Annotated in this window: 34 protein-coding genes; 32 read left to right on the forward strand and 2 right to left on the reverse strand. The window is 31.9% G+C overall.

From position 1 onward, the window contains the following. On the reverse strand, window positions 1-545 hold a 545-nt coding region (locus tag HZY83_RS00130; protein WP_218925277.1), incomplete at its 3' end, for a hypothetical protein. A 213-nt stretch (window positions 546-758) separates the two neighbouring features. Between HZY83_RS00130 and HZY83_RS08295 the strand changes: the two genes are divergently transcribed. The 3 genes from HZY83_RS08295 to HZY83_RS00140 all read left to right on the forward strand — a co-directional run bounded on the left by HZY83_RS08295 (window position 759) and on the right by HZY83_RS00140 (window position 6,760). Then, window positions 759-1,088, forward strand: a complete 330-nt coding sequence (locus HZY83_RS08295) for a CapA family protein (protein WP_255460127.1) — start codon at window positions 759-761, stop codon at window positions 1,086-1,088. Window positions 1,089-1,122: 34 nt separating this feature from the next. Continuing rightward, the gene (locus HZY83_RS00135) at window positions 1,123-1,950 is read left to right on the forward strand and encodes a CapA family protein (RefSeq protein ID WP_370520015.1); all 828 of its coding nucleotides are present in this window, start codon (window positions 1,123-1,125) and stop codon (window positions 1,948-1,950) included. Between the two features lie 460 nt (window positions 1,951-2,410). After that, complete coding sequence (locus HZY83_RS00140; RefSeq protein ID WP_179942095.1) at window positions 2,411-6,760, forward strand: mucin-binding protein; 4,350 nt, start codon at window positions 2,411-2,413, stop codon at window positions 6,758-6,760. 74 nt (window positions 6,761-6,834) lie between these two features. Here the strand turns inward: HZY83_RS00140 and HZY83_RS00145 are convergent, their stop codons facing one another. Continuing rightward, complete coding sequence (locus HZY83_RS00145; protein WP_179942096.1) at window positions 6,835-8,052, reverse strand: Tle-like phospholipase domain-containing protein; 1,218 nt, start codon at window positions 8,050-8,052, stop codon at window positions 6,835-6,837. A gap of 153 nt (window positions 8,053-8,205) precedes the next feature. Between HZY83_RS00145 and HZY83_RS00150 the strand changes: the two genes are divergently transcribed. From HZY83_RS00150 to HZY83_RS00290, 29 genes are all read left to right on the forward strand, one after another. Further along, on the forward strand, window positions 8,206-8,880 hold the full coding sequence (locus tag HZY83_RS00150) for an HAD family hydrolase (protein ID WP_218925278.1): 675 nt from the start codon (window positions 8,206-8,208) through the stop codon (window positions 8,878-8,880). Window positions 8,881-9,357: 477 nt separating this feature from the next. Further along, the gene (gene rpsJ / locus HZY83_RS00155) at window positions 9,358-9,666 is read left to right on the forward strand and encodes a 30S ribosomal protein S10 (protein WP_179942152.1); all 309 of its coding nucleotides are present in this window, start codon (window positions 9,358-9,360) and stop codon (window positions 9,664-9,666) included. A 20-nt stretch (window positions 9,667-9,686) separates the two neighbouring features. Beyond that, window positions 9,687-10,349, forward strand: coding sequence for a 50S ribosomal protein L3 (gene rplC / locus HZY83_RS00160; RefSeq protein ID WP_179942097.1), 663 nt, complete (start codon window positions 9,687-9,689; stop codon window positions 10,347-10,349). A 28-nt stretch (window positions 10,350-10,377) separates the two neighbouring features. Then, the gene (gene rplD / locus HZY83_RS00165) at window positions 10,378-11,001 is read left to right on the forward strand and encodes a 50S ribosomal protein L4 (RefSeq protein ID WP_179942098.1); all 624 of its coding nucleotides are present in this window, start codon (window positions 10,378-10,380) and stop codon (window positions 10,999-11,001) included. Continuing rightward, window positions 11,001-11,282, forward strand: coding sequence for a 50S ribosomal protein L23 (gene rplW / locus HZY83_RS00170; protein WP_179942099.1), 282 nt, complete (start codon window positions 11,001-11,003; stop codon window positions 11,280-11,282). The genes rplD and rplW overlap by 1 nt, the downstream gene beginning before the upstream one ends. Before the next feature lie 35 nt (window positions 11,283-11,317). Next, complete coding sequence (gene rplB / locus HZY83_RS00175) at window positions 11,318-12,148, forward strand: 50S ribosomal protein L2 (protein ID WP_179942100.1); 831 nt, start codon at window positions 11,318-11,320, stop codon at window positions 12,146-12,148. 78 nt (window positions 12,149-12,226) lie between these two features. Then, complete coding sequence (rpsS, locus tag HZY83_RS00180) at window positions 12,227-12,508, forward strand: 30S ribosomal protein S19 (RefSeq protein ID WP_179942101.1); 282 nt, start codon at window positions 12,227-12,229, stop codon at window positions 12,506-12,508. A gap of 27 nt (window positions 12,509-12,535) precedes the next feature. Next, the gene (rplV, locus tag HZY83_RS00185; protein WP_135156418.1) at window positions 12,536-12,871 is read left to right on the forward strand and encodes a 50S ribosomal protein L22; all 336 of its coding nucleotides are present in this window, start codon (window positions 12,536-12,538) and stop codon (window positions 12,869-12,871) included. A gap of 43 nt (window positions 12,872-12,914) precedes the next feature. Beyond that, on the forward strand, window positions 12,915-13,568 hold the full coding sequence (rpsC, locus tag HZY83_RS00190) for a 30S ribosomal protein S3 (RefSeq protein ID WP_179942102.1): 654 nt from the start codon (window positions 12,915-12,917) through the stop codon (window positions 13,566-13,568). A 2-nt stretch (window positions 13,569-13,570) separates the two neighbouring features. Continuing rightward, window positions 13,571-13,996, forward strand: coding sequence for a 50S ribosomal protein L16 (rplP, locus tag HZY83_RS00195; protein ID WP_179942103.1), 426 nt, complete (start codon window positions 13,571-13,573; stop codon window positions 13,994-13,996). 23 nt (window positions 13,997-14,019) lie between these two features. Further along, a complete protein-coding gene (gene rpmC / locus HZY83_RS00200; RefSeq protein WP_370520016.1) occupies window positions 14,020-14,205 on the forward strand; it encodes a 50S ribosomal protein L29 in 186 nt (61 codons plus the stop codon). 14 nt (window positions 14,206-14,219) lie between these two features. Continuing rightward, window positions 14,220-14,483: a 30S ribosomal protein S17 gene (gene rpsQ / locus HZY83_RS00205; RefSeq protein ID WP_179941099.1), complete on the forward strand. Its 264-nt coding sequence runs from the start codon at window positions 14,220-14,222 to the stop codon at window positions 14,481-14,483. 40 nt (window positions 14,484-14,523) lie between these two features. Next, complete coding sequence (rplN, locus tag HZY83_RS00210; RefSeq protein WP_021753546.1) at window positions 14,524-14,892, forward strand: 50S ribosomal protein L14; 369 nt, start codon at window positions 14,524-14,526, stop codon at window positions 14,890-14,892. 39 nt (window positions 14,893-14,931) lie between these two features. Continuing rightward, window positions 14,932-15,237 (forward strand): 50S ribosomal protein L24, encoded by a 306-nt coding sequence (gene rplX, locus HZY83_RS00215; protein WP_179942105.1) that lies wholly within the window; start codon window positions 14,932-14,934, stop codon window positions 15,235-15,237. 32 nt (window positions 15,238-15,269) lie between these two features. Continuing rightward, complete coding sequence (gene rplE / locus HZY83_RS00220) at window positions 15,270-15,809, forward strand: 50S ribosomal protein L5 (RefSeq protein ID WP_179942106.1); 540 nt, start codon at window positions 15,270-15,272, stop codon at window positions 15,807-15,809. An 18-nt stretch (window positions 15,810-15,827) separates the two neighbouring features. Then, a complete protein-coding gene (gene rpsN, locus HZY83_RS00225; protein ID WP_179942107.1) occupies window positions 15,828-16,097 on the forward strand; it encodes a 30S ribosomal protein S14 in 270 nt (89 codons plus the stop codon). A 29-nt stretch (window positions 16,098-16,126) separates the two neighbouring features. Continuing rightward, on the forward strand, window positions 16,127-16,522 hold the full coding sequence (rpsH, locus tag HZY83_RS00230; protein ID WP_179942108.1) for a 30S ribosomal protein S8: 396 nt from the start codon (window positions 16,127-16,129) through the stop codon (window positions 16,520-16,522). A 23-nt stretch (window positions 16,523-16,545) separates the two neighbouring features. Then, window positions 16,546-17,082 carry a 50S ribosomal protein L6 gene (gene rplF, locus HZY83_RS00235; protein ID WP_179942109.1) on the forward strand — a complete coding sequence of 179 codons (537 nt, stop codon included), beginning with the start codon at window positions 16,546-16,548 and terminating at the stop codon, window positions 17,080-17,082. A 28-nt stretch (window positions 17,083-17,110) separates the two neighbouring features. Beyond that, window positions 17,111-17,467: a 50S ribosomal protein L18 gene (gene rplR / locus HZY83_RS00240; protein ID WP_179942110.1), complete on the forward strand. Its 357-nt coding sequence runs from the start codon at window positions 17,111-17,113 to the stop codon at window positions 17,465-17,467. Between the two features lie 20 nt (window positions 17,468-17,487). Next, entirely contained in the window at window positions 17,488-17,985 is a 498-nt protein-coding gene (gene rpsE / locus HZY83_RS00245) for a 30S ribosomal protein S5 (RefSeq protein WP_179942111.1), read from the forward strand. A 16-nt stretch (window positions 17,986-18,001) separates the two neighbouring features. After that, on the forward strand, window positions 18,002-18,178 hold the full coding sequence (gene rpmD / locus HZY83_RS00250) for a 50S ribosomal protein L30 (RefSeq protein WP_179942112.1): 177 nt from the start codon (window positions 18,002-18,004) through the stop codon (window positions 18,176-18,178). Window positions 18,179-18,200: 22 nt separating this feature from the next. Next, complete coding sequence (gene rplO / locus HZY83_RS00255) at window positions 18,201-18,641, forward strand: 50S ribosomal protein L15 (RefSeq protein WP_179942113.1); 441 nt, start codon at window positions 18,201-18,203, stop codon at window positions 18,639-18,641. Beyond that, window positions 18,641-19,942: a preprotein translocase subunit SecY gene (gene secY / locus HZY83_RS00260; protein WP_179942114.1), complete on the forward strand. Its 1,302-nt coding sequence runs from the start codon at window positions 18,641-18,643 to the stop codon at window positions 19,940-19,942. Before rplO ends, secY begins: the two co-directional genes overlap by 1 nt. Before the next feature lie 2 nt (window positions 19,943-19,944). Beyond that, entirely contained in the window at window positions 19,945-20,598 is a 654-nt protein-coding gene (locus tag HZY83_RS00265) for an adenylate kinase (protein ID WP_179942115.1), read from the forward strand. A gap of 15 nt (window positions 20,599-20,613) precedes the next feature. After that, the gene (infA, locus tag HZY83_RS00270; RefSeq protein ID WP_003144387.1) at window positions 20,614-20,829 is read left to right on the forward strand and encodes a translation initiation factor IF-1; all 216 of its coding nucleotides are present in this window, start codon (window positions 20,614-20,616) and stop codon (window positions 20,827-20,829) included. Window positions 20,830-20,854: 25 nt separating this feature from the next. Then, window positions 20,855-20,968 (forward strand): 50S ribosomal protein L36, encoded by a 114-nt coding sequence (rpmJ, locus tag HZY83_RS00275; RefSeq protein WP_179942116.1) that lies wholly within the window; start codon window positions 20,855-20,857, stop codon window positions 20,966-20,968. An 18-nt stretch (window positions 20,969-20,986) separates the two neighbouring features. Next, window positions 20,987-21,352: a 30S ribosomal protein S13 gene (rpsM, locus tag HZY83_RS00280; RefSeq protein ID WP_179942117.1), complete on the forward strand. Its 366-nt coding sequence runs from the start codon at window positions 20,987-20,989 to the stop codon at window positions 21,350-21,352. Between the two features lie 25 nt (window positions 21,353-21,377). After that, window positions 21,378-21,767 (forward strand): 30S ribosomal protein S11, encoded by a 390-nt coding sequence (gene rpsK / locus HZY83_RS00285; RefSeq protein WP_179942118.1) that lies wholly within the window; start codon window positions 21,378-21,380, stop codon window positions 21,765-21,767. Between the two features lie 36 nt (window positions 21,768-21,803). Beyond that, window positions 21,804-22,745: a DNA-directed RNA polymerase subunit alpha gene (locus HZY83_RS00290; protein ID WP_179942119.1), complete on the forward strand. Its 942-nt coding sequence runs from the start codon at window positions 21,804-21,806 to the stop codon at window positions 22,743-22,745. Window positions 22,746-22,752: the final 7 nt, after the last annotated feature.

Genomic DNA, 22,752 nt, shown 5'->3' on the forward strand with positions numbered 1-22,752 from the left:
CATATAGATATCATATTAGCTCTTGTGAAAAATACTACAAAGAAAGATATTCCTAATAAAATTATATTAAGTTTAGTAATTTTGTTGTTTATAAAGTAGTTTAAATAAATGTATAAAGAAAATGTTATGAAAGGTAAAGCTAATGTTTCTACATTCAAACCTAATTCTGAAATATATGTATAACTAAAGAAAGTTATGATTATGCTAAATAATATAGATAGTTTACTGTTTGTAAATAACTTTATTATTTTCAATGAAAAATAAATAAATATAAAAATAAATGCTGAAAATATTAATTTTATACCTTTTTCTTCTAATATTGTGTAACCAAGGTAGTGGGTTAGAAATATAAAAATACCTTTATGATCAAACAAATCTTTATATGGAAGTTCACCTTTTGTCATAGCATATCCGAAGTATTCAAATATAGGAGTATCTCCCATAGGTAGTCCTCTAAATATGGATACTGGTAGCATAAAATAATATATAATACTAAATATACCTGCTGCAAAAATTAAAGTATTTCTTTTATTAAAATTAAACAATAAAATTCCCCTTTCGCTAAAATAATGCTAAGTAATAATTATATAATATATGTATACATTATTCAAATATTATATATGCAATTATTTTATAATGTAAAATGATTGTTTTGCTAGTTGTCGTATGTGATAGGAGATATACCATTATATTATTTTAATAAAAATTTTTTTTGTTAATTACTTTTGATATAATATTATTTGATAGGAGTTGAATATATGAAAAATAATAAAAAAAGTTTAATTATATTAGGGTTTATATTTTTGATAATTTCATTTGGGGTTTATTTTATCTTTTATCACCAAAACGGTAAAGATACAATAAGTAGCAAGACTGAAGATATAAAAACTGTTCAAATTGTTGCTAATGGAGATATTCTTTATCACGATGTTTTGTATTGGAGTGCTAAGGATGAGAAAGGTAATTATAATTTTGATCCTTATTTTGAATATGTTAGAGATAGGATATCAGAAGCGGATTTAGCAATAGGTGATTATGAAGGGACAATAAGTGATAAACATTCTTTGAGTGGGTATCCTTTAATTTAATAATCCCGAAGAAGTAGCAAAATCTACGAAGAATATAGGTTATGATGTTGTAGATTTAGCGCATAACCATATTTTAGACACAGGGCTATATGGTTTGAAAAATACATATAGACAGTTCAAGGATGTAGGAGTAACTCCTATAGGAGTTTATGTGGATAATAGTCGAGAAGAATCAGATATAGTTATTAAAGAAGTTAATGGAATAAAAATAGCATTGCTAGCTTATTCTTATGGGTTTAATGGTTTAGAAAGTGAACTTACTAATGAGCAGTATAATTATTATTTATCTGATTTAGATGAGGCAAAAATGAAAGTTGAAATAGAAAAGGCTGAAAGACTGGCGGATATCACAGTAGTTATGCCTCAGTCAGGAATAGAGTACAGTATCTACCCAACTGACGATCAAAAAATATTGTATAGAAAGATGATTGATTGGGGTGCTGATGTGGTTTTAGGAGGACACCCTCATGTAGTAGAACCTTCGGAAATAGTAGAAAAGGATAATGATAAAAAATTAATTATTTATTCTATGGGGAACTTTATTTCTAATCAAACTTATGAGATGATGGAAGGGGTATCCAATAGAAAGTGGACTGAACGAGGTGTTCTTATGGATTTGGTTTTTGAGAAAAAAGACGGTAGAACTATTATAAAAAAAGCTAAGGCTCATCCTACGATAGTTGTTGCAAAATCTAATGGTAAAAATTATAATGGATATCCTCTTTTTGATTACCGAGTTATCGTAATAGAAGACTTTTTACCTGGAGGAAAGTATTATGGTAAATATAATGGAGATACACAACGAAAAATAGAAGAAGCTTATGTGGAAATGAATGAACATGTAGGTCTTGTCTGGGATTAGAGAAATAAGCTAATATCATGGAAATAAAAGTATATAAAAGAACTTCGTTAATTCAACGGAGTTCTTTGTTATTTTACTTGTATATTAATAGCGTATGTAATGTGTTTAACTATTAATTTTTAGTATAATTAAATTTTTAATTAATAAATTTAAGATGTTTTTTAATTTTCTTTATAGTGGTTAAATGATTTTAACTTATTAACAAAAATAAATTTAATATAAATTAAAATAATTGTAATATAACCTATATTTTTTATTTTTTAAATTTGTTTTATTAAAATTGAAATACTTTATAACCTATTATTAGCAGGGGATAATAAATTGTGGCGAAATTGTCAACAATTATAAATAAAATAAGATTTATATTACAGATTTTGTTTAAAAGATATTGACAAAGAATATATTAAGTGATATTTTATAAAACATATTTTATAACAAAATTTTATAGGAGGTACTCGTTTTGTTTTCTAAAAATAATTTGAAATTACGTATAGAAAAAAACGCTGTTCGTAGAAATAAATATAAAATAAAAAAATTAAGTATAGGTGTTGCTTCATTTATAGCAGGAGCTTTTCTTGCTTTTGGTGTGTCTGATGAAGCTAAAGCTGCAGATACTGCGGAAACAACAGCAGTTGTAGCGTCAACTTCAGATGCCACTAGTGATGTATATACTACTGAAGTAGAAAAATCAACTACAAATTCAGAAATTTCATCTATACCAACGGATGTTACTGAAAGTAATACTTTAGATAGTCCAAATGTTTCTAGTTTTAGAAATGCTACTAATAACAATGTTAATGTCAGTGAAATGATTGACAATAATGCTCAAAGTGATAAGGTTACATTAACTCATGGTGATAATGATACACGTAATGTTTCAGTTATTTTACCAGTTAATTCAGGAGATGTAGTTACTGTAGAAGTTCCTCATATTTTTAGTGCGTCTTCTGATAAGAGTTTAGAAGCTACTGTTTCTACTTCGGTAGAGCCTGTAACAGATCCAGGATATGTAACAAACAAAGCTAGTCAAAATACGACATTTACTTATGAGTTTAATAATACAGCTTCAGTTGTTTTTAATGTTAAATTAACGCCAACAGTTTCGGATTGGTCATTTTTAGAAGAAGGTAGTACGTATAACGTTACTCTTAAAAAGAATGGTGTAAAATTAAAAGATGTTACTTATACAATAGGAAAACCTGCTGAAATAGAAAATGTAAATATTTCATTTGACCAAAATCAAACTTCAAACAAAGGATTAGTAAAAAATCATAAATATAGTTTAGGTATTAATTTAGATAACAATGGAGTCCAAGATGGAGATAACTTTGAAGGAACTATAACTTTAGATGTTCCTAAAGGATTTGTTGCTGATACTTCTAGTGTAGGTTATGCTTACGGTCTTACTAGCGAAAAAGTTGTTGGAGATACAGAGTCTACATTTAATACTCTAGCTTCAGGAAACAATGTTCAAATATCTCAAGCTTCTGGAGTAGGAACACCAGTTACTATTACTTTCAATAATGGAAAAGATAGTTTAAAAAATGGTTCTTTAATATTGTTTGGAAGTTATACAGAAGACATAAATGCTAGTGAAAATAACTTTAGTGCAACTGTAAATTATCGATCTATAAATAATACTACTGGAGAAAGAGCTAAAAATCAAAACCAACAAGCTAGTGGTAGTAAAAATATCGATATTGGTGTAACTAACAACGAACAAAGTAGCTTGAAAGTTGAATTTAAAGCTAAAGATGGAGATATTTTCACTGATAACGGAAAAGCAGATGGAGATCATCAATCAGATTCTACTAAACTAGATTATGGAAATAGTCGTTCAATAGAAGTATTTAACGATGGAAATATTGCGCAAACTAATGTTAACGTTCATATTGATGTGGAGCCAGGTACTATTGTAAATGGTGGAAATGGTAATTATGCAATAGCTATTTCTACATCAAGTGAGAATCAACCCAACGGAGTTGCGAAAGTTACTTTAGCTGACGGGACATCTTTCAAGCTTAGTGCAGCAGGTAATTATACAACATCTAATCAAAATAATATAGTAATTCCTATTACAGAAAAAGATGTTAGTAATGGAGTTGCTAAAGATGGATCTAATATAAAATCTATTGATATTGGATATAAAAACATTGAAGCAGGTACTAAAGTTAAAATTACTTTTGCCCAAAATGCTATTTTAACTGAAAATAGTATGAAAAATGCAGGGGATAAGGCTGATTACGCATTTAATGTAACTTCTGACCAAGGAATTAATGAAACTGGAAATATGTCATTAGATATAAAATCTCCTAACGCAGTAGCTAACGAATTTACAGGGGTAGTTACAAACTTCAATAATACATCTTATCAACCTAATAGTACTAATGGAGGAAATGAAGCGAATATTAAATATGAAATACGTAATATCGCTAAAATAGACGATAGACCTAGTACATATTTACTTGCTGTTCCTCAAGGATTTGATATTGAAGATGCTAGTCAATTAAATGCCTATAAAGCTAATGCAAAATATGATGATGCAAAAATAGAAGATTTAGGATACGTTGGACTTAATGGAGAACGTATGTTCAAAGTTTCTCTTCCTAACACACCTGACTGGCGAGGAGCTAACAAAATAATTATAGGTGGTGTAGATAGTAATACGCCAATAAAATTAATAGCTGATAAGAATCAACTACCATTATCTTACACGTATTATACTGATAACGGTATGAGTTTATTTATGGAAATAAATGATGACGATCAATTAGCTACTTCATCAGGTAATTGGAAAAATATAGGAGAAATAACATTAAAAAATGGTGAAACTTACAAAGTTCGTTCTTCTAACTTAGGTTTCTATCCTACAAATAAAGAAGCAGAGTATAGCTTTATTTATCCGTCTACATACGGTTCAATGAATGGTGTTAAAAATTATTCTTCTGGAAAATATTTAGGAGAAACTGAAACTGTTAAATTTAATTATGCAAAAGGTGGAAATGTTTCTAATAATAGTGGTAGTATACGTCTAGCTAACGTTTTAACAGATAAAGGAAATTCAGCATATTCATACAATATTGTAAATCTTCCTAATGTTGCAAATGGTTATGATGTTACATTGACTCTTAAAGGTAATGGTAATTATGCAGTATCAACTACAGGAGATAGTGGTAATGGGACATTATTATATTCTTATACAGAATTTAATGGAGATCAAATTACTGATGATGTAGTTACTAAATATGTTACCGCAGATCAAGTTACTGATTGGACAAAAGTTCGCTCTGTTCTATTGAAATCAGAAAACTTATCGCCATCAGCTACAGCATCAGCTGAATTACCTTTTGAAATAACAGATATGAAAGACGGTGTAAAAAATACATCAATTAAATTATATACACACTTTACCGGAGAACATTCAAGTTCTACTGGTGTAGATAACATATTTAACGCAAAACCTACATATAAATTGGAAATTCAAAGATATGTAAATGTTACTACTAAATGGGTAGATACTGATGGAAATGAATTAGCATCTCCTAAAGTAGAAACTATAGAATCTGGAGAAACATACATAACTTCTGGTATTACTAAAGATAAATATACATTTAAAGAAGTGCAAGGACAACCTTCAGGAGTTACTGCTGCACAAGATATTACAGTAAATTACGTTTATGAAGCAGAAAAAGAAACAGAAGATGAAAGTGTTACATTTAAACAAACTATTAAGTATGTATATGCAGACGGTACAGAAGCGAAACCTACTAAAGAAAGTACATATACATTCGCTCGTCAAAAAATAACTAATAAAGCTACTAATGTTGTAAGTTATACTGAATGGAGTAATAACGGTACTTACAATTTTGCTTCAGTAACAAGTCCAGAAATCAAAGGATATACAGCAGATAAGAAAGAAGTTACAGCGGTAACTGTAAATGCTACTGATGAAAATAAAGAATTATTAGAAATAGTAACATATACTAAGAACGCAACAGAGCAAGTAACAGAAGAGAAAAAAGTAACAAGAACAATAAACTATGTATACGAAGATGGAACAAAAGCAAGTGATTCAGTAGTAGAAGAAAAAACATTCACACGCACGGGAATAAAAGATACTGTAACTGGAGAAATCACTTGGGGAGATTGGACAGAAGAACAAACATTTGAAAAAGTAACAAGTCCAGAAATCAAAGGATATACAGCAGATAAGAAAGAAGTTTCAGCGGTAACTGTGACAAATACAAGTGAAAATGTAGAAGAAACAGTAACATATACTAAGAATGCAACAGAGCAAGTAACAGAAGAGAAAAAAGTAACAAGAACAATAAACTATGTATACGAAGATGGAACAAAAGCAAATGATTCAGTAGTAGAAGAAAAAACATTCACACGCACGGGAACAAAAGATACTGTAACTGGAGAAATCACTTGGGGAGATTGGACAGAAGAACAAACATTTGAAAAAGTAACAAGTCCAGAAATCAAAGGATACACAGCAGATAAAAAAGAAGTTCCAGCAGTAACTGTGACAAATACGAGTGAAAATGTAGAAGAAACAGTAACATATAAAAAAGATGCTGAACCTATTATTCCTAAAGAAGATCCAAAAGATCAACCAGTTGTTCCTGAGCAAGAATATGATCAACCATCTCAACCTAATGTAGATAACACAAATAGTGTAAAAGACACTAATAAGAAAGTATTGTCTAACACAGGAGATGCTACAACTAGTACCACTTCACTAGCGGTATTAAGTATATTAGGAGCATTAGTATTACGTTATAAAAAAAGAAAAAATAATAATTAAAATATCTAATTATTATAGAAAAAACCACTCTTTAAAAATAAGAGTGGTTTTTTAAAATTATTAAACTGTATCAATTAAATGTATGAAACTTCGTTGATAAGATGAAGTTTCTTAAATATATTCTCTACACTTTTAACAAAACGGTTTGAACTATTTTTGTTTGTTGTGTTAGCAATATATTCATATTGTTTACCAGTTATGTCTTGTCTTGTTCCGATAGAAAAATAACCTAGATTATTTATTTGTTCTTCATAAAATGAACTTAAAGAGTGTTTACCTGCTGTATTTCCAACGGATATAGCTTCTTTAACAAATCCTACTAGAGGGATAACATTATCATTGTTTACTTTATAGTGAACTGATTTTCCATCTCTAGTTAATTTATCAACGATTTTTTCTGTTTCTTTTAGTTTTCTGTTAAAAATATTTCCTTTAACTTTTGGTGCGTTGAATGTTACAGATTTTTTGACGAAATCGTATCCTTTTTGGAAAGCGTAACTATGAGCACGAAGAGATAGATATCCTCCTAAAGAGTGTCCTGTAATATATAAATTTTTTTTGTTAGGGTCTAAACTTAAAGAATCTATTAAATTTTCTACTGATGTCGCTTGTTTAGGATTTGATCCAGCAAATAAAGCTAAATCATCGTCAATATCACTTAATCCATTTGTTCCTGCTATTGCTAAGACGTTTATGTTAGATTTAATGTTAGGGTTTTTGCTTTTTGTTTCAAAAATAACTGCATCAAAACCGTTGTCGTAGTGATATGTTTTCTTTACTTTCCAAAATGATGATAATTCTTGTTTTATCATAGTAATTTTATTTTTATCTTTAGAATTATCTACTAATTTACTATTTTCATCAAGTATGTTTTTTATATAATCATCGTTTAGATATGATAACCATGAGAACATTAATGCGTCTCTATCAGAGAAATTCCAACTGTGTATTTCGTTTGGTTTTTCTTTTGAATCTACTATTCCGTCTCCATCAGAATCTATGTTATTCTCGTTAATTGAATTAGATTTAATACTTGCTTTTTCTTCTATATTTTCTGTATTATTATCTACTTTATCACCTGATATTTTTGTTACAGTAGTGTTTTCTTTTATTTTAGTAGTTTCTACTTTTACATTATCTTTGTTATCTACTTTTGTATTTAGTTGGATATCATTTTTAGTATTTTCTAATTGTGATATATTTTTTGTTTCATTTGCAAAAGTATCTAATGAAGTTATTGGTGTAATTAGCATTGCTAATAATATGCTTGTTATAAATTTTTTGTTTTTCATTTTTTCTCCTATCTTTTTATAATAAACTAAGTATATAACGAAATTAATAATTAGTCAATAAAAAACTGTACTAATCAATCTACGGGGATTTATATATAGAAATTATATAAGATAAATGATATTATATTCATATCTGAAAATTTGGAGGGGAAAATGATAAAAAGAGTAGATGCTGTAATTTTTGATTACGATGGAACTATTGTAGATACAGAAAAATTATATTTTCAAGTAATGTCTGATTTAGTACGAAAATATACTGGTAGAGAATTAGAAAAATTAGGTTACATATATAATGTGTCAGGAACTAGTGTAGAAAGATGTAGAGAGTACATTACTTCTGAGTATAATATGGAAGAAAAAATTTATGATAAGCTTGAAAGAGAAGTTGCTGTTGAAATGGCTGATAGAATTATAAATGCAGAAATACTTCCTTATATAGAAGAAACTTTTATATTTTTAAAAGAAAATAATATAAAAATAGGAGTTGCTTCAAATGGGACTTTGGAACATATAATAGATGGTTTGAAAAAACATGATTTATACAGATATGTAGATGATATAGTTACTAAATACGATGTTGAAAGAGGAAAACCACACCCAGACATATACTTGATGTCAGCAGAAAGGCTAGGAGTTAATATAGAAAATTGTATAGCTGTAGAAGATTCTAGGCCCGGAGCATTGGCGGCATCAAAATCAGGTGCATACTTAATCCTACAAACTAATGATATAACGAAACATCTAGATTTTACAGATGTTGATTATAAAATAAAAAATTGTAATTTGCTTGAAGAAGTAAAAAAGAAAGTTTTAAATAATCTAAAGTAAGATTATTTAATTTTATGCTGTTTAAATAAAAACGCTACTTAGAGATTATAATACATTAACTATATATTTCTATAGAAATATTTTGTATAAATAAATATTATTTATAGTTTATTGTAGACTAGAGTATATTAGAAATTTATAAAGTAGAAGTTTTGAAAATATTAAAAAAGAGTGTATATTTTTCTTCTATATTAAATAGGTTAATTTATCTTTTGTTAAATTAGTAAATGATTGTTTTGTAGAGTTGTTTATTAATTTTGATTTTAGAAAACATATTCACTAAATTTTTTAAAAAAAAGCTTGCAATATCATATTTAAAAATGTATAATAATAATGTTGGTCTTTACCCAAGACTTGCGTTGAAGCGAAAGGTTACTGACACGCCCGGCCGCTTTGCCATGGCAATGGCGTGCTGGAGAACTTTCGTGGAGAAGTCACTGCATGACAGTGGCGAATATAATTATAGGAGGAGAAATGATGGCAAAACAAAAAATACGTATCCGTTTAAAAGGGTATGATCATAGATTAGTAGACCAAAGTGCAGAAAAAATTGTTGAAACTGCTAAACGTTCTGGAGCAAAAGTTTCTGGACCAATTCCGTTGCCAACAGAAAAAGCGGTTTATACGATTTTACGTTCAGTTCACGTATACAAAGATAGTCGTGAGCAATTTGAACAACGTACTCACAAACGTCTAATCGATATTGTTGAACCAACACAAAAAACAGTTGATGCTTTAATTAGCTTAAACTTACCATCTGGTGTTGACATCGAATTAAAATTATAATATTTAGGAGGTGACTTTCGATGACCAAAGGTATCTTAGGAAGAAAAGTAGGTATGACTCAAGTTTTTGCTGAAAATGGAGAATTAATTCCAGTAACAGTAATTGAAGCAAAAGGGAATGTCGTATTACAAAAGAAAACAGAAGAAGTTGAAGGATACAACGCAATCCAATTAGGATTTGATGATAAACGTCCTTACGATAAAGAGCGTAAAGATCGTTTAGTAAAAGTAGCTAACAAACCTGAGCAAGGACATGCTGATAAAGCTAACACTGCTCCAAAGAGATTTGTTCGTGAAATAAGAGACGCTGAAGTAGCGAATTATGAAGTAGGTCAAGAAGTCCAAGTTGATATATTTGCAACAGGAGACTTAGTTGACGTAACAGGAGTTAGTAAAGGTAAAGGATTCCAAGGGGCAATTAAACGTCACGGACAAAGTCGTGGACCAATGGCTCACGGTTCTCGTTACCACCGTCGCCCTGGGTCAATGGGGCCTGTAGCACCTAACCGTGTATTTAAAGGTAAAGCATTACCAGGTCAAATGGGTGGAGTTACAGTTACTACACAAAACCTTGAAGTAGTTGGTGTAGATGTAGAAAATGGAGTTATCTTAATCAAAGGATGTATTCCAGGTTCTAAGAAAAGCTTCGTAAAAATCCAATCAGCAGTAAAATCTGGTAAATAAGAAATATACGGAAGGAGGAAATTAGCACATGACACAATTAGAATTATTTAAACAAGACGGTACTAAAGTTGGTGTAGTAGAAGCTAATGATGCAGTTTTTGGAATTGAACCAAATCAACACGTTTTATTCCAAGCAGTAACATTACAAAGAGCTTCTTTACGTCAAGGTACACACAAAACTAAAGGACGTTCTGAAGTATCAGGTGGTGGTCGTAAACCATGGCGTCAAAAAGGAACAGGTCGTGCTCGTCAAGGGTCAATTCGTTCACCACAATGGCGTGGAGGAGGAGTTGCAATGGGTACTACACCTCGTGACTATGGGTTCAAAATGCCAAGAAAGATGCGTCGTCTAGCATTACGTTCAGCTTTATCGTCTAAGGTTGCAGCTAGTGAAGTATTCGCATTAGAAACTTTAACATTTGATACAATAAAAACTAAAAATTTCAAAGAAATGCTTAACAATTTAAATATTGACAAAAAAGTATTATTCGTAGTATCAGAATATGAGGAAAATGCTTTAATGTCAGGAAGAAATATTCCAGGAGTTACAATTATTGAATCAACTGGATTAAATGTATTAGACATCTTAGGACACAACAAAGTTGTATTTACTAAAGATGCAGTAGAAAAAGTTGGGGAGGTATTAGCATAATGGAAGCACGCGATATTATCAAACGCCCTGTTTTAACTGAAAAAGCATATCTATTAATGCAAGAAAATAAATATACTTTCTTGGTAGATACAAGAGCTCATAAAACACAAATCAAACAAGCTATCGAAGAAATCTTCGGAGTTAAAGTTGAGAAAGTTAACGTTATGAACTATAAAGCAAAATTCCGTCGTGTAGGAAGACATGCGGGATACACTAATAAAAAACGTAAAGCTATTGTTAAATTAGCTGAAGGACAAACAATAGAAGGATTATTCGCATAGAATAATTAAGTACCATTAAGGAGGACAAATGACAAATGGCTATTAAAGTATATAAAGCTATTACTAATGGTCGTCGTAATATGACATCATTAGATTTCGCAGAAATTACTGCGACAAAACCAGAAAAGTCATTATTAGCACCGCTGCCGAAAAAAGCGGGAAGAAATAATCAAGGTAAAATTACTGTTCGTCACAATGGTGGAGGACACAAGAAACAATACCGTATCATAGATTTCAAGAGAAATAAAGATAATGTACCAGCAAAAGTTGCTACAATAGAATACGATCCAAATCGTTCAGCAAATATCGCTCTATTACACTATGTTGATGGAGAAAAAAGATATATTATTGCACCTAAAGAATTAAAAGTTGGACAAGAAGTTATATCAGGAACAGAAGTAGATATTAAAATTGGTAACACATTACCACTTTCTAACATACCAGTAGGTACGTTAATTCACAATATCGAATTGAAACCTGGTAAAGGTGGACAATTAGTACGTTCTGCTGGAGCAAGTGCTCAAGTATTAGGAAAAGAAGGTAAGTATGTATTAGTTCGTTTGAAATCAGGAGAAGTTAGAATGATTTTAGCAACTTGCCGTGCAACAATCGGAGAAGTTGGTAACGAACAACATGGATTAGTTAATATCGGTAAAGCCGGTAGAACACGCTGGTTAGGTAAAAGACCTACAGTACGTGGATCTGTTATGAACCCTAACGACCACCCACACGGTGGAGGGGAAGGACGTACTTCAATCGGACGTAAATCACCAATGTCACCTTGGGGTAAACCTACACTTGGTAAGAAAACACGTTCTAAAAAAGCTCGTTCAAACAAATTCATCGTACGTGCTCGTAACAAATAGAAAAATAGCTAGGTTTGGTAGGGAGCAAGTGCTCTTTACCAAAAATCCAGCATATAGTATTCGAAAGGAGATAACAAAATGGCTCGTAGCTTAAAAAAAGGACCATTCGCTGATCACCACTTATTAGCAAAAGTTGAAAAAATGAGTGGGCAAGAGAAAAAACAAGTAATTAAAACTTGGTCACGTCGTTCAACAATATTCCCGACATTTATCGGATTAACTTTTGCTGTGTATGATGGAAGAAAACACGTACCAGTATACGTAACTGAAGATATGGTAGGACACAAACTAGGAGAATTCGCACCTACAAGAACATATAAAGGTCACGTAGCAGACGATAAAAAAACTAGAAGAAGATAATTATAAGAAATTTAAGGAGGCACACTCATGGAGTCAAAAGCAATCGCTAAGACTGTCCGCATAGCACCTCGTAAAGTAAGGTTAGTATTAGACTTAGTACGTGGGAAAAAAGTGGGCGAAGCATTAGGAATTTTAGAGTTCACACCTAGAGCAGCTTCATTACCAGTAGCTAAAGTAATTAAATCAGCTGCTGCAAATGCTGAACATAACTATGGAATGAATGTAGAAGACTTAGTAGTATCACAAGCTTTTGCAAACGAGGGACCAACTCTTAAGAGATTCCGTCCTCGTGCAAAAGGATCTGCAAGTGCAATAAACAAAAGAACAAGTCACATCACTATAGTATTAAGTGATAATAAATAATAAATTTTAAGAAGAAAGCTAAACCAATAAAGGAGGCAAAACTGTGGGTCAAAAAGTACATCCAATAGGATTACGTGTTGGAATCATTCGTGATTGGGATTCAAAATGGTATGCAGAAAAAGATTTCGCAACTAACTTACACGAAGATTTTAGAATACGTGAATTCATTAGTAAACAATTAAAAGATGCTTCAGTTTCTAAAGTAGAAATTGAAAGATTTGATAAAAAAGTAAACATCTCAGTACACACTGGAAAACCAGGAATGGTTATCGGTAAAGGTGGTTCTGAAATAGATAAATTAAGATTAGCATTAAACAAATTAACAGGAAAAAGAGTACACATCAATGTTGTAGAAATTAAAAAAGTTGATGTTGATGCTAAACTAGTTGCTGAAGGAATTGCTCGTCAATTAGAAGCTCGTGTATCATTCCGTCGTGCTCAAAAACAAGCTATCCAAAGAGCTATGAGAGCAGGAGCAAAAGGAATTAAAACACAAGTATCAGGTCGTTTAGGTGGAGCGGATATGGCTCGTGCTGAACATTACTCAGAAGGATCAGTACCTCTACACACATTACGTGCAGATATTGATTATGCTCATGAAGAAGCTGATACAACTTATGGTAAACTTGGAGTTAAAGTTTGGATTAACCGTGGTGAAGTATTACCAACTAAAAAATCTGAAAAAGGAGGTAACTAATTATGTTAATGCCTAAACGTGTAAAATATCGTCGTCAACATAGACAATCAACAAAAGGTAAAGCAAAAGGTGGAACAGTAGTAGATTTCGGAGAATACGGATTACAAGCTACAACAGCATCAAGAGTTACTTCTCGTCAAATTGAATCAGCACGTATAGCGATGACTCGTTATATGAAACGTGGTGGTAAAGTTTGGATTAAGATCTTCCCTCATATGCCATATACTAAAAAACCTCTAGAAGTTCGTATGGGTTCTGGTAAAGGTGCAGTTGAAGGATGGGTTGCAATTGTTAAACCAGGTAGAGTGATGTTTGAGGTTGCAGGAGTTAGTGAAGAAGTTGCTCGTGAAGCTCTAAGACTTGCATCTCACAAATTACCTGTTAAATGTAAATTTGTGAAACGTGAAGAAACAGGTGGTGAAGCATAATGAAAACAAGAGAATTCAAATCTATGATTAGAGAATTAACTTCACAAGAGTTAGAAACAAAAATCAAAGAATTAAAAGAAGAGCTTTTCAACTTACGCTTCCAATTGGCTACAGGTCAATTAGAAAATACAGCTCGTATTAGTCAAGTTAGAAAATCAATCGCTCGTATGAAAACTGTTATTCGCGAAAGAGAATTAGCGAATAAATAAAATAGGAGGCAACTATGACTGAAAGAAATGATAGAAAAGTTTACGTTGGTAAAGTTGTATCTACAAAAATGGACAAAACAATAACAGTTTTAGTAGAAACTTACAAAAAACACCCATTATACGGGAAACGCGTAAAATATTCAAAAAAATTCAAAGCACATGATGAAAATAATGTAGCAAAAATTAATGATATCGTTAAAATAATGGAAACTCGTCCATTGTCTGCAACAAAAAACTTCCGTTTAGTTGAAGTAGTAGAAGAAGCAGTAATTATCTAAGAAAAGTATTAATATACTGTAAGAAGGAGGCAAAAAGCGAATGATTCAACAAGAAACACGCTTAAAAGTAGCTGATAACTCAGGAGCAAAAGAAGTTTTAACAATTAAAGTTCTTGGTGGTTCAGGACGTAAAGTTGCTAATATTGGTGACGTAATTGTATGTTCTGTAAAAAAAGCAACACCAGGAGGAGTTGTTAAAAAAGGTGATGTAGTTAAAGCTGTAATAGTTCGTACAAAAACAGGAGCTCGTCGTAACGACGGTTCTTACATAAAATTTGATGAAAATGCTTGTGTAATTATCCGTGATGATAAGAGTCCACGTGGTACACGTATTTTTGGTCCAGTTGCTCGTGAATTAAGAGACGGCAACTACATGAAAATTGTATCACTAGCTCCAGAAGTATTATAATCACTTAAAAAGTACAATAAAGAAGGAGGCTAACAAGACATGTTCATTAAAAAAGGTGATAAAGTAGTAGTAATTACCGGAAAAGATAAAGGTAAAGTAGGGATTGTAAAAGAAGCTTTACCGAAAAAAGATCGTGTAGTTGTTGAAGGTGTAAACATTGTTAAGAAACATACTAAATCAAGTCAAGCAGCACCTCAAGGTGGAAGAGTTGAATTTGAAGCACCAATACACGTATCAAATGTAATGTTACAAGACCCTGAAACTGGAAAACCAACAAGAGTAGGTTTTGAAACAAGAGACGGTAAAAAAGTACGTATATCTAAAAAATCAGGAAAAGAAATATAATTAATAGTTAAGAAAGGAGGCACTATATTTAGATGGCTCGTTTAGAAGAAAAATTTAAAACAGAGATAACAAAAGAATTAATGACAAAATTCGGATACACAAGTGTAATGCAAGTACCGAAAATTGAAAAAATAGTAATTAACATGGGTGTAGGTGATGCAGTTCAAAATTCTAAAAACCTAGATAATGCAGTTGCAGAATTAACTTTAATTTCTGGTCAAAAACCATTAATTACTAGAGCTAAAAAATCAATAGCTACATACAGATTACGTGAAGGTATGCCTATCGGGGCAAAAGTTACTTTACGTGGAGAAAGAATGTATGAATTCTTTGATAAATTAGTAACAGTTGCACTTCCACGTGTTCGTGATTTCCACGGAGTTTCTAAAAAAGCTTTTGATGGACGTGGAAACTACACACTAGGAGTTAAAGAACAGTTAATTTTCCCAGAGATTGATTACGATAAGGTAAGTAAAGTTCGTGGTATGGACATAGTAGTAGTAACTACAGCTAATACTGATGAAGAAGCTCGTGAGTTATTAACACTTTGTGGAATGCCGTTTGCAAAATAATAATAGAGAGGTAGTACAATGGCTAAAAAATCAATGGTACAGCGTGAATTAAAACGCCAAAGATTAGTTGAAAAATATGCAGCTAAAAGAGAAGAACTAAAAGCTAAAGGTGATTACATCGGATTAAGCAAACTTCCAAAAAATTCAGCTCCAGCTAGACTACGTAATCGTTGTAGTATTACTGGACGTCCACACGGATACATTGGAAAATTCGGAATTAGTCGTATTAAATTCCGTGAGTTAGCTTATAAAGGTCAAATACCTGGAGTTAAAAAATCAAGTTGGTAATATAAAAGAAAGAAAGGGGGATTTTCCTAATGACAATGACAGATCCTATCGCAGATTTACTTACTCGTATTCGTAATGCCAATATGGTAAAACACGAATCACTAGAAGTACCAGCATCAAACATAAAGAAAGAAATCGTAGAAATCTTAAAAGCAGAAGGTTTCATTAAAGATGTAGAATATATCGAAGATAACAAACAAGGAATTATCAAGATCTTCCTTAAATACTCAAAAGGTGAAAGAGTTATTAAAGGAATCAAAAGAATCTCAAAACCTGGTCTACGTGTATATGCTAAGGCAAATGAATTGCCAAGAGTATTAAACGGATTAGGAATAGCAATAGTATCAACTTCTAATGGAGTTGTAACTGATAAAGTTGCGCGTAAAAACAATACAGGTGGAGAAGTATTAGCTTACATCTGGTAATAATAAAAGGAGGAGCCCATTAAATGTCTCGTATAGGTAATAAAGTTATTACAGTACCTGCAGGTGTTGAAGTTAAGTTAGATAATAACCTAGCTGTTGTAAAAGGACCTAAAGGTGAACTAACAAAACAATTTGACGCTGAATTAACATTTAACGTTGAAGGAAACGAAATTACAGTAGTACGCCCAAGTGACTCAAAAAGACATCGTACAATTCACGGAACAACTCGTGCATTGTTAGCTAATATGATTGAAGGTGTATCAACTGGATTCAAAAAAGAATTAGAATTAATCGGGGTTGGATACCGTGCACAAAAACAAGGTTCTAAATTAGTACTAAGTGTAGGATATTCTCATCCAGTAGAATTTGAAGAAATAGACGGTGTTAAATTAGCAGTTGAAGGAAATACTAAAGTAAGTATTGAAGGAATTGATAAAGAAGTAGTAGGACAATATGCAGCAAAAGTTCGTGCAGTACGTCCTCCAGAACCATATAAAGGTAAAGGTATTCGCTATGTAGGTGAGTATGTACGCCGTAAAGAAGGAAAAACTGGTAAATAATAACAAGTAAGAAAGGAGTGTTATACTTATGATTACGAAACTTGATAAAAATAAAGTTCGTAAAAAAAGACACGCAAGAGTACGTGTTAAAGTTGAAGGAACTAGCGAAGTACCTCGTTTAAATGTATTTCGTTCAAACAAATACATATATGCACAAATTATAGATGATTCAAAATCTATAACATTAGCTGAAGCATCATCATTAAAATTATCAGAAGTATCTAAATCAAGTGTCGCTGCAGCAAGTGAAGTTGGAAAACTTATTGCTGAAGCAGCAAAAGAAAAAGGAATTACAAAAGTTGTTTTCGACCGTGGAGGATATTTATATCACGGACGTGTTCAAGCATTAGCTGAAGCAGCACGTGAAAACGGACTAGTATTCTAATAAGGAGGGAAATAGATAAGATGCGCCAAGAAGAAATCAAAAAAGAATTTGAAGAACGTGTAGTTGCCATTCGTCGTGTAACTAAAGTTGTAAAAGGTGGACGTCGTTTCCGTTTCTCTGCTTTAGTAGTAGTAGGTGACAAAAATGGTCGTGTAGGTTTTGGAACTGGTAAAGCTCAAGAAGTACCAGATGCAATTAAAAAAGCAGTTGAATCAGCTAAACACAACCTAATTAATGTACCTATTGTTAACGGAACAACTCCACACGAAATCACTGGTCAATTTGGAGCAGGTGCTGTTTTAATCAAACCAGCTGCACCAGGTACAGGGGTTATAGCAGGTGGTCCAGTACGTGCCGTTTTAGAATTAGCAGGAATTTCAAACATTCTTTCTAAGTCATTAGGATCAAACACACCTATAAATATGGTTCGTGCAACAATTGAAGGATTAACTAGATTACAAACAGTAGAACACGTAGCAGCTTTACGTGGGAAATCTGTAGAAGAATTATTAGGATAAGAGGGAGGATTAGAATATGACATTAAAAGTAACCCTAACTCGTAGTACGATAGGTCGTCCAGAAAAACAAAGAAAAGTAGTTCAAGCGTTAGGTCTAAGAAAAATGCACCAAACAGTAGAACACAAAGATAATGCTGCAATTCGCGGTATGATTAATAAAGTATCACACTTAGTAACAGTAGAAGAAAAATAGAAACAAGGAGGTGCTAGTCTAAATGAAATTACATGAATTACAACCAGTTAAAGGTTCTAGAAAAGAACGAAACAGAGTAGGTCGTGGTATAGGATCAGGAAATGGTAAAACAAGTGGTCGTGGACACAAAGGACAAAAAGCACGTAGCGGTGGAGGAGTTCGTCCAGGATTTGAAGGGGGACAAAACCCACTATTTAGACGTATTCCAAAGCGTGGATTTAATAACGTGAATAGAAAAGATTACGCTCTTGTAAATCTATCAGATTTAAATAAATTTGAAGATGGTTCAGTAGTAACACCAGCAGCTTTATTAGAAGCAAAAGTTATCAAAAAAGAGCTTTCAGGTGTAAAAGTTTTAGCTACTGGTAAGTTAGAGAAAAAACTTACAGTTCAAGCTCACAAATTTTCATCATCAGCTAAAGAAGCTATTGAAGCAGCTGGAGGAAATTGCGAGGTGCTATAATGTTAAGTGCCTTTGCAAATCTATTTAAAGTAAAAGAAACTCGTAACAAAATATTATTTACATTTTTTATAGTAGCATTGTTTAGAGTTGGATCATATTTACCAATACCAGGTGTAAATGCACAGGTTTTAAAAGATCAAGATGCATCAGGATTATTTGGAATATTTAATACATTTGCAGGAGGAGCTTTACAACAGTTTTCTGTATTTGCAATGGGAATTATGCCCTATATTACAGCTTCTATTGTAATTCAACTTATGCAAATGGATGTTATACCTACGTTAACTGAGTGGTCAAAGCAAGGTGAAGTAGGTCAAAAGAAAATACAAAGAGTTACTAGAATACTAGCTATCGCATTAGCATTCATTCAGTCTATAGTTATGTCATATGGATTTAATAATGCTTACCAAGGTCTTATAAAAGACACTTCTTTACTAGGATTTGTAACTATTGCAATAGTACTTACAGCAGGGACAGCTTTACTACTTTGGATGGGTGATTTAATTAGCCAATATGGAGTAGGTAATGGAGTTTCTATTATAATATTAGCTGGTATTATAGCAAGACTTCCTGAAGGATTTATACAAGTATATAAATCTCAAATTCAAGGTGCAGAGAATATGACATTGGCAATTTTAAAAATTGTAATTATAGTATTAATAGTATTAGCTATAATAATGAGCGTAGTTTATGTTCAAGAAGCTTTACGTAAAATACCTATTCAATATTCTCAAGCTAAAGCAGGAAGAAAAATGTTAGGAGCTAGATCAACATTTTTACCATTAAAAGTTAATGGTGCAGGGGTTATACCTGTAATTTTTGCAGTAGCGTTTTTACAGTTACCTAGAACTATTGCGATTTTTTGGAAAAATGATAATGTACAAAAGATTGCTAGTTATTTAGATTTTAGCCACTGGATAGGAATGACACTATATGTTTCATTAATAATTGCTTTTGCATATTTTTATGTAATGGTACAAGTTAATCCAGAAAAAATGGCAGATAATCTAAGAAAACAAGGAAGTTTTATTCCAGGTATTAGACCAGGAAAAGAAACACAAAAGTATATTACAAATGTATTGTATAGATTAACTTTTGTAGGATCAATATTTTTAGCGGCGATTGCAGTTCTTCCTACAATGTTCGCCAATATAGCTAAATTACCAGCGTCTGTACAAATAGGTGGAACTAGTTTAATAATTGTTGTCAGCGTAGCTTTAGAAACAGTTAAACAACTTAATACACAATTAACAGAAAGACATTACACAGGATTTATGAAAGTGAAAGGTCATAGGAGGTAATTATGAACATTATATTAATGGGACTGCCAGGAGCAGGAAAAGGAACACAAGCAGAGCAAATCAAAGCTAACTATCCAGTACCGCATATTTCAACAGGAGATATGTTTAGAGCTGCAATAAAAAATGAAACACCACTAGGATTAGAAGCAAAAAGTTATATGGATAAAGGTGAATTAGTACCAGACAGTGTAACTATAGGACTAGTGGAAGAAAGATTAAATCAAGAAGATGCAAAAGGAGGCTTTTTACTTGATGGTTTTCCTAGAACAGTAGAACAAGCTGTAGCCCTTGATAAAATTTTGGCAAAGACAAATAGAAAAATAGAAAAAGTTATAAACATTGATGTAGAAACATCTATTTTACTACCTCGTTTAACAGGAAGAAGAATTTGTAAATCATGTGGAACAACTTATCATTTAGTGTTTAATCCAACTAAAGTAGAAGGTGTTTGTGATAATTGCCAAGGTGAATTATACCAAAGAAGTGATGATAATGAAGAAACAGTTGCTAATAGATTAGAAGTTAATATTAAACAAACTGCTCCTCTTTTAGATTTCTATAATAGAAAAGAAAATGTAGTTGAAAATATTAATGGTGATCAGGATATTAAAGTTGTTTTTTCTGAAATCAAAAAAGTTTTAGATACACTTAAATAATCGGGGAGGAACGATATGGCAAAAGATGTCATCGAAGTAGAAGGTTTAGTAGTAGAAAACTTGCCTAATGCAATGTTTAAAGTAGAATTAGAAAATGGTCATATTATTTTAGCTCACGTTTCTGGGAAAATTAGAATGAATTATATAAGAATTTTACCAGGTGATAAAGTTACAGTTGAAATGAGTCCATATGACCTAACAAAAGGTAGGATAACTTATAGATTCAAGTAAGTTATAAACTCAAGGAGGAATAACGATGAAAGTAAGACCATCAGTTAAAAAAATGTGTGACAAATGTAAAGTAATTCGTCGTGGTGGTAAAGTATTAGTGATTTGCGAAAATGCAAAACATAAACAAAAACAAGGATAATTAGGAGGTGCAAAATTAATGGCACGTATCGCAGGTGTTGATATACCTCGTGAAAAACGAGTAGTAATATCATTAACATATGTATATGGTATAGGTTTAAAAACTTCTCAAAAAATATTAAAAGAAGCAGGAGTTTCTGAAGATATAAGAGTAAAAGATTTATCTGGAGAACAACTAGATAAAATTCGTGAAATAGTAGATAACTATAAAACAGAAGGTGACTTACGTAGAGAAGTATCATTAAATATTAAACGTTTAATGGAAATCGGATGTTATAGAGGAATTCGTCACCGTCGTGGACTTCCAGTGCGTGGACAAAATACTAAGAATAATGCTCGTACAAGAAAAGGTCCTAAGAAAACAGTAGCGAATAAGAAAAAATAGTTAGAATAGGAGGAGAATAAACACTATGGCTCGTAAACAACAATCACGTAAACGTCGTGTGAAAAAAAATATACAAAACGGAGTAGCACACATTCGTTCAACATTTAACAACTCAATAGTAACAATTACAGATGAGCATGGTAATGCAGTATCATGGTCAAGTGCAGGAGCATTAGGGATCAAAGGATCTAGAAAATCAACTCCATTCGCAGCACAAATGGCAAGTGAAGCAGCAGCTAAAAAAGCTATGGAACACGGAATGAAATATGTAGACGTAACAGTTAAAGGTCCAGGTTCAGGACGTGAAGCTGCTATTCGTGCATTACAATCAGCAGGATTAGAAGTAACATCAATTAAAGATGTAACGCCAGTTCCTCATAACGGTTGCCGTCCACCTAAACGTCGTCGTGTATAGTAAAAGCATAGACAAATTTAGAGGAGGTTTAACATAATGTTAGCAATAGAAAAACCAAAGATACAAATCGTAGAATTATCAACAGATGAAAAATTCGGTCGCTTTGTTGTAGAACCATTAGAGCGCGGTTACGGTACTACATTAGGTAATTCATTGAGAAGAATGTTAATCTCATCATTACCAGGTGCTGCAGCAAGATGTATAGATATTACTGGAGTGCAACATGAATTTTCAGCAGTTAATGGAGTAGTAGAAGACGTTACAGAAATTATAATGAACGTAAAAAATATTGCTTTCCAACTGTACTCTGATGAAGAAAAAATTGTTTCAATAAATGTAAAAGGACCAAAAGTTGTTACAGCAGCAGATATTGTATATGATTCAGATGTTGAAATATTCAACAAAGATCAACATATAGCAACAGTAGCAGAAGGTGGTAACTTTGAAATGTTAATCTATGTAGGAAAAGGACGTGGTTTTGTTCCAGCAGATGGAAATAAGAAACGTGAATTACCTATCGGTGTAATACCTATAGATTCAATATATACACCAATTGAGCATGTAAACTATACAGTAGAGAAAACTAGAGTAGGTCAAAGCACAGACTTTGATAAACTTACTATAGAAGTAAGCACAAATGGAACTATAAAAGCTCAAGATGCTTTAGGATTAGCTTCTAAGATATTAATTTCTCATTTAGAGTTATTTATGGAGATGTCAGAAGAAGCAGTTAATACAAGTGTCTTAGTTGCAAAAGAAGAAGATATTGTTGGACAAACATTAGAACTAACAATAGAAGAATTAGATCTTTCAGTACGTAGTTATAATTGTTTAAAACGTGCAGGAATTAATACTGTAAATGAATTAGCAAATAAAACTGAAGCTGAAATGATAAAAGTACGTAATCTAGGAAGAAAATCACTAGAAGAAGTACGTTTAAAATTACAAGATTTAAACTTAGGATTTAAAGAAGATTAGTAAGGAG

Source organism: Gemella sp. GH3, assembly GCF_013415425.1.
Lineage (GTDB): Bacteria > Bacillota > Bacilli > Staphylococcales > Gemellaceae > Gemelliphila.

Coding starts and splice junctions, on each gene's coding strand:
- HZY83_RS08295 (WP_255460127.1), top strand. CDS start 759: ATGAAAAATAATAAAAAAAGTTTAATTATATTAGGGTTTATATTTTTG.
- HZY83_RS00145 (WP_179942096.1), bottom strand. CDS start 8,052: ATGAAAAACAAAAAATTTATAACAAGCATATTATTAGCAATGCTAATT.
- HZY83_RS00150 (WP_218925278.1), top strand. CDS start 8,206: ATGATAAAAAGAGTAGATGCTGTAATTTTTGATTACGATGGAACTATT.
- rpsJ (WP_179942152.1), top strand. CDS start 9,358: ATGGCAAAACAAAAAATACGTATCCGTTTAAAAGGGTATGATCATAGA.
- rplC (WP_179942097.1), top strand. CDS start 9,687: ATGACCAAAGGTATCTTAGGAAGAAAAGTAGGTATGACTCAAGTTTTT.
- rplD (WP_179942098.1), top strand. CDS start 10,378: ATGACACAATTAGAATTATTTAAACAAGACGGTACTAAAGTTGGTGTA.
- rplW (WP_179942099.1), top strand. CDS start 11,001: ATGGAAGCACGCGATATTATCAAACGCCCTGTTTTAACTGAAAAAGCA.
- rplB (WP_179942100.1), top strand. CDS start 11,318: ATGGCTATTAAAGTATATAAAGCTATTACTAATGGTCGTCGTAATATG.
- rpsS (WP_179942101.1), top strand. CDS start 12,227: ATGGCTCGTAGCTTAAAAAAAGGACCATTCGCTGATCACCACTTATTA.
- rplV (WP_135156418.1), top strand. CDS start 12,536: ATGGAGTCAAAAGCAATCGCTAAGACTGTCCGCATAGCACCTCGTAAA.
- rplP (WP_179942103.1), top strand. CDS start 13,571: ATGTTAATGCCTAAACGTGTAAAATATCGTCGTCAACATAGACAATCA.
- rpmC (WP_370520016.1), top strand. CDS start 14,020: ATGATTAGAGAATTAACTTCACAAGAGTTAGAAACAAAAATCAAAGAA.
- rpsQ (WP_179941099.1), top strand. CDS start 14,220: ATGACTGAAAGAAATGATAGAAAAGTTTACGTTGGTAAAGTTGTATCT.
- rplN (WP_021753546.1), top strand. CDS start 14,524: ATGATTCAACAAGAAACACGCTTAAAAGTAGCTGATAACTCAGGAGCA.
- rplX (WP_179942105.1), top strand. CDS start 14,932: ATGTTCATTAAAAAAGGTGATAAAGTAGTAGTAATTACCGGAAAAGAT.
- rplE (WP_179942106.1), top strand. CDS start 15,270: ATGGCTCGTTTAGAAGAAAAATTTAAAACAGAGATAACAAAAGAATTA.
- rpsN (WP_179942107.1), top strand. CDS start 15,828: ATGGCTAAAAAATCAATGGTACAGCGTGAATTAAAACGCCAAAGATTA.
- rpsH (WP_179942108.1), top strand. CDS start 16,127: ATGACAATGACAGATCCTATCGCAGATTTACTTACTCGTATTCGTAAT.
- rplF (WP_179942109.1), top strand. CDS start 16,546: ATGTCTCGTATAGGTAATAAAGTTATTACAGTACCTGCAGGTGTTGAA.
- rplR (WP_179942110.1), top strand. CDS start 17,111: ATGATTACGAAACTTGATAAAAATAAAGTTCGTAAAAAAAGACACGCA.
- rpsE (WP_179942111.1), top strand. CDS start 17,488: ATGCGCCAAGAAGAAATCAAAAAAGAATTTGAAGAACGTGTAGTTGCC.
- rpmD (WP_179942112.1), top strand. CDS start 18,002: ATGACATTAAAAGTAACCCTAACTCGTAGTACGATAGGTCGTCCAGAA.
- rplO (WP_179942113.1), top strand. CDS start 18,201: ATGAAATTACATGAATTACAACCAGTTAAAGGTTCTAGAAAAGAACGA.
- secY (WP_179942114.1), top strand. CDS start 18,641: ATGTTAAGTGCCTTTGCAAATCTATTTAAAGTAAAAGAAACTCGTAAC.
- HZY83_RS00265 (WP_179942115.1), top strand. CDS start 19,945: ATGAACATTATATTAATGGGACTGCCAGGAGCAGGAAAAGGAACACAA.
- infA (WP_003144387.1), top strand. CDS start 20,614: ATGGCAAAAGATGTCATCGAAGTAGAAGGTTTAGTAGTAGAAAACTTG.
- rpmJ (WP_179942116.1), top strand. CDS start 20,855: ATGAAAGTAAGACCATCAGTTAAAAAAATGTGTGACAAATGTAAAGTA.
- rpsM (WP_179942117.1), top strand. CDS start 20,987: ATGGCACGTATCGCAGGTGTTGATATACCTCGTGAAAAACGAGTAGTA.
- rpsK (WP_179942118.1), top strand. CDS start 21,378: ATGGCTCGTAAACAACAATCACGTAAACGTCGTGTGAAAAAAAATATA.
- HZY83_RS00290 (WP_179942119.1), top strand. CDS start 21,804: ATGTTAGCAATAGAAAAACCAAAGATACAAATCGTAGAATTATCAACA.